The organism is Nonomuraea sp. NPDC046570, from assembly GCF_040645915.1.
Classification (GTDB): Bacteria; Actinomycetota; Actinomycetes; order Streptosporangiales; family Streptosporangiaceae; genus Nonomuraea.
In genome coordinates this window covers 63,115-72,863 of the sequence record NZ_JBEYZF010000034.1, presented here as the reverse complement: position 1 = coordinate 72,863, position 9,749 = coordinate 63,115, and the positions used below count along the sequence as shown (strand labels likewise).

7 protein-coding genes and 1 pseudogene are annotated in these 9,749 nt (G+C 71.0%); 6 read left to right on the top strand and 2 right to left on the bottom strand.

All coding sequences use genetic code 11. The features are described from left to right. Both ABZ911_RS35350 and ABZ911_RS35345 read right to left on the bottom strand, forming a co-directional pair. A pseudogene (locus ABZ911_RS35350) lies at positions 1-245 on the bottom strand (hypothetical protein); the annotation flags it as partial. Between the two features lie 224 nt (positions 246-469). Continuing rightward, positions 470-637, bottom strand: a complete 168-nt coding sequence (locus tag ABZ911_RS35345; RefSeq protein ID WP_358066243.1) for a hypothetical protein — start codon at positions 635-637, stop codon at positions 470-472. Here ABZ911_RS35345 and ABZ911_RS35340 point away from each other — a divergent pair. The 6 genes from ABZ911_RS35340 (at position 615) to ABZ911_RS35315 (ending at position 9,678) form a co-directional block, all read left to right on the top strand. After that, positions 615-851 carry a hypothetical protein gene (locus ABZ911_RS35340; RefSeq protein WP_358066240.1) on the top strand — a complete coding sequence of 79 codons (237 nt, stop codon included), beginning with the start codon at positions 615-617 and terminating at the stop codon, positions 849-851. The two genes, ABZ911_RS35345 and ABZ911_RS35340, sit on opposite strands and share 23 nt — an antisense overlap. Positions 852-981: 130 nt before the next feature. Then, on the top strand, positions 982-1,761 hold the full coding sequence (locus ABZ911_RS35335; protein WP_358066237.1) for an alpha/beta fold hydrolase: 780 nt from the start codon (positions 982-984) through the stop codon (positions 1,759-1,761). A 590-nt stretch (positions 1,762-2,351) separates the two neighbouring features. Then, the gene (locus ABZ911_RS35330; RefSeq protein ID WP_358066234.1) at positions 2,352-5,888 is read left to right on the top strand and encodes a PQQ-binding-like beta-propeller repeat protein; all 3,537 of its coding nucleotides are present in this window, start codon (positions 2,352-2,354) and stop codon (positions 5,886-5,888) included. Positions 5,889-5,896: 8 nt separating this feature from the next. Further along, positions 5,897-7,141 carry a hypothetical protein gene (locus ABZ911_RS35325; protein WP_358066232.1) on the top strand — a complete coding sequence of 415 codons (1,245 nt, stop codon included), beginning with the start codon at positions 5,897-5,899 and terminating at the stop codon, positions 7,139-7,141. Between the two features lie 424 nt (positions 7,142-7,565). Further along, the gene (locus tag ABZ911_RS35320) at positions 7,566-8,312 is read left to right on the top strand and encodes a class I SAM-dependent methyltransferase (protein ID WP_358066229.1); all 747 of its coding nucleotides are present in this window, start codon (positions 7,566-7,568) and stop codon (positions 8,310-8,312) included. 487 nt (positions 8,313-8,799) lie between these two features. Then, positions 8,800-9,678 carry an ABC transporter substrate-binding protein gene (locus ABZ911_RS35315; RefSeq protein ID WP_358066246.1) on the top strand — a complete coding sequence of 293 codons (879 nt, stop codon included), beginning with the start codon at positions 8,800-8,802 and terminating at the stop codon, positions 9,676-9,678. Positions 9,679-9,749 lie beyond the last annotated feature (71 nt).

Below are 9,749 nucleotides of genomic sequence, written 5' to 3'. Positions count from 1 at the left end.
GCGGCCGGGTCGACGGCCCCGTCGGCGTCGCAAGCCAGGTCGCGGATGCCGCCCGAGCCGAACCCAAGGAAGCGCAGCGCCCGGTCCACGCTGGCGTGCCGTTCGACGGAGGCCAGGACCGTCACCTCCGGGGCCCCGAACAGGCCCCGCTCCGACACGTCCCAGCCGTGCCGGTCGAGAAGGTGATGCCGGGCCGCCGCGAGTCCTGTGAACGTCGCCATCTGGCCGCCAATGACGAAGCCCACCGATGATCCCCGCGGCAGGTCGCACAGCTCGACGAGCCTTTTCGCCGAATCGCGGGGAGACATTCCTGCTTGAAGAGCCACAACCCGGCCTGATGCCCGGTAAAGACGTCGCCGGCCTGGTCGTGCGGGCCGCCGCCGACGGCTCGGGGCCGCCGGCCGGCACCCGGGTGGTGGGCCATCTGCCGATGGGAGGCTGGGCCGAGTACGCGGCCGTGCCCACCCACTCACTCGCCGTCGTGCCTGACGAGATCAACGCCGTCCAGGCGGCCGCCCTGCCGCTGGCCGGGATCACCGCGCTCCGGCTGCTCCGTACGGCCGGCGCCCTGACGGGCCGGCGGGTGCTGCTGACCGAGCCATACCCCGGCGACGTTGAACTTCTTCGACCTGCTCACCGGGCCGGAGAACGCCGTGATCCGGCACTTCCACTACTCCGGCGCGCCGTACGGTCCCGACCTGGCCACCTTGCTGCGCCTGGTCGCCGGCGGGCGGCTGCACCCGGAGATCGGCCGTAACGCCGACTGGAGCGAAACCGCCGAAGTCCTGATCGACCTGCGGGAACGCCGCATCCGCGGCAACGCCGTCCTGACGATCGGAGCACCACGATGAGCGCCGCCGACGTCATCACCGACTTTGCCGCCGCCAACCTGTCGCGCGCAACCGGAGCAGGGCTGGACCCGCACGAGACCAGCGTGTCACCGGCGAGCTGACCGACCTGAGCCGATGGGGCGAGACGTTCATGCGTGCCGCACGCGGGCACCTGATCCGCGCCAGGCAGGCGGCCACGGCGATCTCAGCGGGCGAGCACTACCAGGTCGCGGCACGCTGGTTCCACTTCGCCACCCTGGGTCCGAACCGGGACCGCGCGCTCGCGGCCGCCGAGGCGGACGCCGCCATGGGCCGGGCGCTGGACATGATGGAGCCTAGGGCGCGCCGCATCGAGGAACCGGGGTTCGCCGGCTGGCTGGGCGGCCCGGTCGATGCCGAGGCCACCGTGGTGGTGGTTCCCGGGCTGGACTCCAGTAAGGAGGAATTCCATGACGTGATCAACGCTTTGCTGCGCCGGGGCCTGACCGTGTTCGCCATGGATGGGCCGGGGCAGGGCGTGCTCGCGGCCACCACCACCGTCCGAGCCGACTACCACCACGTGATCGGCCAGGTCATCGACGCACTCGGCACCGAGAGCGTGGGGCTCGTCGGGCTCAGCCTCGGCGGCTACTACGTCGCGGAAAGCGCCGCCCGTGAAACCCGCGTCGCGGCCGCCGCCACCGTCAGCGGTCCCTTCCGGCTGGACTGGGGCGGCCTGCCACCCCCCGTACGGGAGATCCTCATCCGGCGAGCCGCTGGCCCGCCTGGCACCACGCGGGCAGTACCTGCACATCCCTCACGGCGACCACCTGCTCGGCAACGCCCGCCCCGACTGGCTGGCAGCACTCGCCGACTGGCTTACCGAAGCACTCACCTGACACGCTTCATCGTCAAGACCGCGCTGATCACCGGCGGCACGAGCAGCAGGTGACTGGCCGCCGCGCACCGCCTCATCGCCTCATCGCCGAAGGCGCCCACGTGAGCGTCACCGGCCGCACCCGGCAGCGCGTGGACCAGGCCGAAGCCATGTCGGCCCGCGCGCCCTCGGCGTGGCGGCGGACACCGCCGACCTGAGCGGTCTGGACCCCCTGATGGACACGATCAAGACGCGGTACGGCAGGCTGAACATCGTCTTCGCCAACGCCGGAGTGGGCACCTTCGCGGGCGGCGGAACTCGTCCTCCGGGGCGTCCGCGTCAACTCCATCCGGGTTTGACGGGAGGTGCTTTCTGGATGACCGCGAGTCCGGACCGTGGGGTGAATTCTTGCTACGGGCTGGATGAACATCGCGGCTGAGCTCTCTGAGTCAAGCACCAACTTGTCTAGTTTAGTGCTCATGCCTCTCTCTCAAGATCCCTTACTTCGAGCCGTGCGACGCCTTGGCGTCTTCATGGTCGCACTGACCGTCGCTCTGGGTATCACCGCTGGTCCTGCCTCCGCTCACCTGTCGCGCCACCATGCCGAGCTTGTCGTCAGCACCACCGCAGACACAACAAGCGGTCGCTTGGTTGTGCACCAAGATGTGATCACCTCTGAGCGCGCCGGAGCCTGGGCGAGCGGGCTGCTGGGCGGCGGATGCCCGGTCAGCGCGCACGGTGTCTCCGGCGACACCGGCGGGCTCCCCGGCGGTGTGGTCATCGAACTCGCCTGGTCGTGCGCGGTGACCAGCCTGGACCTGAGCGGGTTGCTGAGCGCGGGCGGGCTGTCGGAGGTCATCGCGGAGTTCGACGGCGTGACGTCGAACGCGACGGCCGCTCTGCCCGTCGTCGACGGCACCGGCTCCCACGCGCCCACCTCGATGGTGCCCTTCTTGGCGATGGTGCTGCTCGGTCTCGTGCTGGCCGCCACCGCGCTGATGTGGCTCCGCCGTCACAGGGGCTGGCTGGGCGTCGTGGCCGCCGCGCTCACGGTGGCGGTCCTCGCGCCGGGCACCGCACTGGCCGCCACGCCCGAACCGGGCACCGCGTCCACCTCGCCCACGCCGGAGAGCCCTGCCGCTGAGCCGAGCGCCGCGCTCGCTCCCACGGGCACGCTCGCGCTCACGACCGTCAACCCGAAGGCCGGTCAGCCGGTCACCTTCAGCTACACCACCGACAAGCCGGGGTCGCTCAACTGGGTGGGCCTCTACGGCCCCTCCGACACACCCGGACCCGTCGCCTCCAGGACCTGGGTGCGGGCGCCGCTCGCCTCGGGCACGGTCACCCTGAGCACCGCTTCGCTCGGCGAGGGAGCCTGGAGCGCCCACTTCATGGCCAACGACGGGTACGACCCGCTGAGCCCGCCCGTCGCGTTCACCCTGACGGGCGCCAACGCCGACCCCGTGGTCGTCGAGGGCACGGTCTTCGCCGACCGTGACGGCGACGGCACCATGGACACCGGCGAGAAGGGCCTGCCCGGGGTCTCGGTCACCGACGGAGCCGTCTGGGCGACCAGCGGTGCCGACGGCCGCTACTCGGTCACCGTCGACCGCTCCCGCAGGGAGACCGACCTGGTCAGCGTCGTGTCGCCGAACGGCTACACGCCTGTGCTGCGCGACGACTACGTGCCGCGCTTCTTCCGCGAGGTGCCCGAGGGAGCCGGGCCGCTGACCGGGATCGACTTCGCGATGGTGCCCGACGCCAGAGCCGCCGACCCCAAGGAGAAGTGGTTGATGGTCTCCGACGTCGAGGTGGGCAACCGCACCGACGTGGAGGCCAAGGGCGCGCTGCCGCGCTGGCAGGGCCAGGTCGAGGCGATGTCCGAGGTGCACGGCGCCACGATGACCATCACCACGGGCGACCTGACCGTCACCGACTACGCGGCCGAGCCGCGCCGCCAGGGCGGTTACGACATCCTGCGCGAGGGTCTGCGCAAGGGCCGGCTGGGCCACCCGTACTACCCCGTCATCGGCAACCACGACATCGGCGGCACCGCGACCTCCCAGGGGTACGGCGGCAGCCTGGAGTACTGGCGCCGCAACGTGGGCCCCGAGTGGTACAGCTTCGACCGCAACGGCCGTCACGTGGTCGTCCTTGAGGACAACTACGACTCCGCCTCCCTGCCCCCGCAGTTGCAGTGGCTCCGCGAGGACCTGCGCAGGAACGCGACCGGCAAGCAGGTGCTGGTGTTCGCGCACCGCTCGCTGTTCACCCGCTGGGGCCCTGGCGCCGGTATGCAGCCGATCGTGGACGAGCTGGCCAAGTACGACGTGCGGATGTTCGCCGCGGGTCACAACCAGCAGGCCGAGTATCGGCGGGGCGCGTTCGCCAGGTCGGTCGAGGTCAACAACATGGGCACCTACGGCATCGACGCCGCCAGGCCCGACTACAAGATCCTCGACTTCGGAGCGGTCACCGACGACCCGAAGACGGCGGCGAACGAGGACACCGGGTACATCACCGGCACGCACCGCCAGTTCGAGGTCGACGACGACGTCGCGCTGGTCAGCCCGGCGCAGGACAGCATGCACAGCGTCCGGTCGGACGTCCCCGTCGAGCTGTACGCGGAGGACGACGGGCGCACGCCCGCCAGCGCCTCGCTGACCGTGCGCTTCCACGGCCTGACCGTCTGGCGCAAGAAGAGCCTGCCGTTCGGCCGCACCACCTCGCCCAAGGGGATCGTCAACTGCTACACGCCCCCCGGCGGCGCGGCTGAGCCCTGCCCGCAGGCGCACGTGTCGTGGACGCGGGTGAGCGACAAGATCAAGGGGCTCGTGCTGCCCGGCACCTACACCGCCGAACTGGTCGTCACCGACACCGCGGGCAAGACCTGGCCCTCGGTGAAGAGCACGTTCCGGCTGAGCACCGACCGGCGGCCCGTCAGGACCAGGACCGGTCAGGACTGGACCGGCCAGGGTGGCGGCGAGGAGGGCCGCTCGTCGGCCAAGGACGATCCCGGCGCCAGGCTCGACCTGCGCTGGGCGGCCAACACCGGTGAACAGTTCCACCTCAACGGCGCGGCCGTGTCCGGCGGCAAGGTGATCGTCGCCTCGCAGGCCTTCGACTCGCCGTACAGCATGATGCTCGCCTACGACGCCAAGACCGGCACCGAGGCGTGGCGGACCTACCTCGACGGCGACGCCGAGTCCTACCCGACCGTGCACGACGGCAAGGTCTACCTCACGACCGGGGTCGGGCGGGTCTACGCGCTCGACGCGGGCACCGGCAAGGTCGTCTGGGAGACGATCGACGCCGAGCAGGTCAAGGGGCCGACCGTGCGCCGCTACGGCCGCGCGGGCGGTCCGGTCAGCGTGTTCGACCTGCCCGAAGGCCGCAGCGTCGCGGTCTACCAGGAGTGGGACGGCGTGCGCTGCCGCGACGCCAGGACCGGCACCAGGCTGCCGGGCGGCTTCGGGGCGCCGGTCGCGTGGGGCGAGTTCCACAGCATCGCCGTACGACGTGCGGGTTCGACCACCGCGTACCTGCACTCGGGGTCCAGCCAGTCGCTGATCGCGATGGATCTGACCACCTGCACCCAGCAGTCCACGGTGGACACCGGAGGCGACATCTTCTCCCAGTCCTCCCCGTCCTTCACCGACACGCAGATGGTGACCTCGACCGCCACCGGCGTGCGCGGTCACAACCTGCAGGCGGGCGGCAAGGTGCTCTGGCAGTCCAAGCTCGGTACGGCGAGCACCTGCGAACCCGGTCCTCCGCCGGTGACCAGCCCCGCGACCCGGGGCGCGATGGCGTACGTGGCGAGTATGGACGGTGTGGTCAGGGCCTACGACACGGCCTCGGCGACTCCGGCCACGCCCGTGTGGGAGACGCCGCTGGGCTACCTGCCGGGTGAGAGCCCGATGGACGACAAGTGGCGGGTCGCGGCCGGGTGCACGGCGGCGGGCCCCGGCTCTCCGGCGATGCACGCGTTGGCTACCGAGACCGTGGTGTACGCCACGACCTGGGACGGCCGCGTGGTCGCCCTGGACCGGGCGACTGGGCGCAAGCTGACCGAGTACAACCTGGGCGGCGGCGTGGCCTCCGCGCTGTCGGTGAGCGGCGACCTGTTGTACGCGCTGTCGGACGACGGCTCGATCCACGCGCTGGCGACCCGGACGTTCCGCGACGGCGGCCGGGGCTGAGTGTGGTCATGAGAAGGGGTTCCGCCCGCCTGCTCGCGGTCGCGAGCCTGGTGGCGCTGTTCCTGCTGGGAGCGGCGGGTCCGGGGTGGGCACACCCGTTCGGCCCGCCGCTCGTGGCGAAGGTGACGGCGAGCGGCGACACGGTCGAGGTGACCTGGTCGGCGGCGGCCGACGACCTGGCGGCGCTGGACAAGGCGCTCGATCAGGTGCCCGCGGGCCGGTCGGTACCGCGGTCGGTCGGCGGGTATCTCGGCGAGCGTGTCGGGGTGGCGCAGGGCGGGCGGGACTGCCGGCTGGAGGCGGTGGGGGCGCAGGCCCTCGCCGTCTCCGGCGCGGTCCTGCGCTTCAGGTGCCCGGCCGAGGTCGTCGCCGTCACGCTCACGATCACCGCGCTCGTCGACGTGAACCCGGCCTACCGGACGGTCTCCACGACGCCGGGCGGCGGAGGAGCGCTGCACACCGCGGCCGCTCCGTCGCACGTGCTCCGGTTCGACGGTCAGGTGGGCACGTCCGGTTCGCTCACCTCGGTGTGGACGGCCGAGCTGTCCGCACTGGTGGACCACGACGTCGTGATGCCCCTCGCCCTGCTGGTCGCGCTGGTGGCGGGGGCGGTGCACGCCTGCGCGCCGGGACATGGCAAGACGCTGACGGCCGGGTACCTGGTCGGCGGCAACGGCCGGGCCCGCGACGCGGTCCTGCTGGGCGTGGTGGTGGCGGTCATGCACACCGTGTCGGTGGCCGTGCTGGCCATCGGCTGGTGGCTGGCCGTGGACAACGCGCCCGATCTGGGAGCGGTGACGCGGTGGCTGCAACTCGCGGCCTCACTCGTGGTGCTCGCGGTCGGCGTGGGCCTCGTCCACCGGCACCTGCGCGGCCGCCGATCGGAACACGGCCACGGACATGGGCATGGGCATGGCCACTCGTTGCTCACCTGGAAGGGCATTGTGACGATCGGCGCGTCGGGCGGGTTGCTGCCCTCGCCCTCGGCCTTCCTGCTCCTGCTCACCGGCCTGCTATCCGGCAGGGCGGTGTTCGCCCTCGCCCTGGTGGCGGCGTTCGGTGTGGGGATGGCGGCCACTCTCGCCGGGGCCGGCCTGGCCGTCCTGCGCGGCAGGGACGTGCTGGCAAGCGTGACGGGGTCGCCACGGCTGCGGGCGTGGAGCCGGCGCCTGCCGCTGATCGCGGCGACACTGGTGGTCGCGGGCGGTTTCGCGGCCTCCACTCTCGCGGTCATCGCGATGGCCACGTCGTAGCTCGCCGTTCAGCAGCGGCCCGCTCATCAACCTTGTCGCCGGATGGGCGGGGTACGTCATCGCCACCATCACGGCCTTCGCGGCCGACATGAGCGAGCATCCGCTCGCCGCCTTCGCCGCCGCATCGGCAGGCACCTTCCACGCCACCATCGGCGCCTTCGGCAAACGCCCGCTTCGGGTCGGCGAGCCACGACCACCTCCCCGACAGAGCGGAAGCAGCCAGCTTGCCGGGGCATGCCCAGTAGATCAATTACCAGGTCGAAGATCGGTACCATAGCGAAGCTGGCCGGTGGCCTGCGGAGCGTAAGGTCAGCCAATGTGATGAAATGGCGCGCAAGCGACAAGCACCCCGAGCAGCGACACGTTACCCGGGCCACATGCGCGGTGCGGGGACGGCGGTGGTGACAGCCAGAAAGGCAGTCTGATGTCCAGTACGCAGTTGTATGACACCATCGGAGCCACCTACACCGTGACGCGGCGCACCGAGCCGCGGATCGCCGAGCAGATCTGGGCGGCGCTCGGCGATGCCCAGACCGTACTGAATGTCGGCGCGGGAACCGGCTCCTACGAGCCCTCCGACCGCGACGTCACCGCGGTGGAACCGTCGGCGGTCATGCGGGCGCAGCGTCCCGCGGGCGCGGCGCCGTGCGTGGCTGCCACCGCGGAGAGCCTTCCGTTCGAGGACCAGTCCTTCGACGCCGCGATGGCTGTCGCCACCGTTCATCACTGGTCTGACCCGATCGCCGGCCTGCGCGAAATGCGGCGCGTTGCTCGCCGCGTGGTGGTGTTCACGCACGACACCACTGACACCGGATGGCATCATCGGTTCTGGCTTACTCGCGACTATCTGCCTGAGGTCGCGGACCTCCTTGTCGGCCGGCCTTCGGTGACCGAGCAGGCCCGCACGATCGGAGCCCGGATGGAACCGGTGCTCGTCCCGTGGGACTGCGCTGACGGCTTCTTCGAGGCCTACTGGCGCCGGCCCGAGGCATACCTGGACGAGAATGTCCGTCGCGGAATATCGGTCTGGGCCAAAGTCGGGCCAGACGCCGAGCAGAGCGCAGTGCACAGCCTCCGTACTGACCTCGCCTCAGGCCGGTGGGCCAAACGCAACCGCGACCTCCTCGATCTCGAAGCAGCAGAGCTTGGCCTTCGCCTGCTTATCGCCTGAACCCGCCACAACTGGGTACGAAGCCACGGGGCGTTCTAGGTCCTGGCTCGCACCGGTCAACGGTCAGCTTCAAACCATCACTCCCGCGCAGAGCATCCGCGACCAAGGCCGTTCACTGCCCGTCCTGGCACGCGCACTTTGACAGCCACTCGGGGGTGTCGGCGTGCTCCTTGTCGGCCGAATTCATCCCGGGCGCCGCGGCCGGCCGCTGGTACGGCGTGGGCGATGCTGACTCCACCTGGCTGGCCATCGAGGACGGCGACCTCATCGTGGGAAGCATCCATCAGGACGAGCCACTCCTTCACGCCAGGCGAGGACAGGGCCCCGGACGGCGTCTGGCTCAGCGACGAGTACGACGTGCCGGCCGTACTCAGAGACGGCAGGTTCAGCAGGGGCCTGACCCTGGAACTCGACACCGAGCCTGCCCCGGCAGGAGCCTGGCGGGCGGGTCCCTTCACCCTCCGCCTGGACGCGGGTGGCCGATCTGATGATCAGCGGCGAGGGCTTCCGGCGCATGTGCCTCCTCGCCCGGCCGGAGGGGATCAAGCCGGTGGGCATCCCCCTGGCCTGGTCCAGCACCACCGGTTGGCCTGCAGGACGAGGCGGCCGCAGGAGTTTGGCGTATGAGCCAATGAACGCGGGACGTCCCCCTCCTAGGGGCCCGCTCAAGGACGTGCACGTGCGCCGCGCCATCGCGCACGCCGTCGACAGGGCCGCCCTGGTCCAGCTCATGACCGGCGGGCACGGATCCCAGGCCGACCTTTTGCTGTCCAAGCCGCAGCTCACCGCCCTGTACGGCTCGGCCTTGCCGACCGTGCGCACCTACGCGCACGACCTCCAGGCGGCCAAGGCGGAGCTGGCCAAGTCGGCCTACCCCAACGGCTTCACCCTGGCCACGCCGACCGACGCAGGCGGCGAGTTCGGCAAGGCGATGCAGGTCCTCGCGGGCGACCTCGCCAAGATCGGGATCACGCTGGAGCTCAAGCCGCAGCCCACCGAGAAGTACGACACGCAGCGCATGGAGCACGAGGTGGCGGTACAGATGGTCGACCTCGTCTTTGGCAGCCCCGACCCGGCCGAGGCCCTGCCGACCCTGCTCAGCCGTGCCGCGGCAAAGCCGCAGGACTTCAACTTCAGCGAGTACAGCAGCACCGCCCTGGACGCCCGGCTCGACGACGTGGGCGGCCTGGAGGGAGAGCCCAGGCGCGAGGCGACCACGAAGGTGCTGGCCGAGGTGGCCGATCAGGTGCCCTACCTGCCGCTCTACCACCTCGAACTGCCCGTGGCGCTGAACAAGCGCTTCACCGGCGAAATCAGCACCTGGACACTCAACATTCTCGGCGCCGTACGCCCGGCCGGCGTGTGATGGCTTTCCTCGCACGGCGCCTGGCTCACCCTGCCCGCGGAGGCTCTGGCCACCGGGCAGGCCGCGATCGT

Excerpts from the sequence above, each read along its gene's own strand:
- ABZ911_RS35335 (WP_358066237.1), top strand. The coding sequence starts at position 982 with ATGCGTGCCGCACGCGGGCACCTGATCCGCGCCAGGCAGGCGGCCACG.
- ABZ911_RS35325 (WP_358066232.1), top strand. The coding sequence starts at position 5,897 with ATGAGAAGGGGTTCCGCCCGCCTGCTCGCGGTCGCGAGCCTGGTGGCG.
- ABZ911_RS35320 (WP_358066229.1), top strand. The coding sequence starts at position 7,566 with ATGTCCAGTACGCAGTTGTATGACACCATCGGAGCCACCTACACCGTG.
- ABZ911_RS35315 (WP_358066246.1), top strand. The coding sequence starts at position 8,800 with ATGATCAGCGGCGAGGGCTTCCGGCGCATGTGCCTCCTCGCCCGGCCG.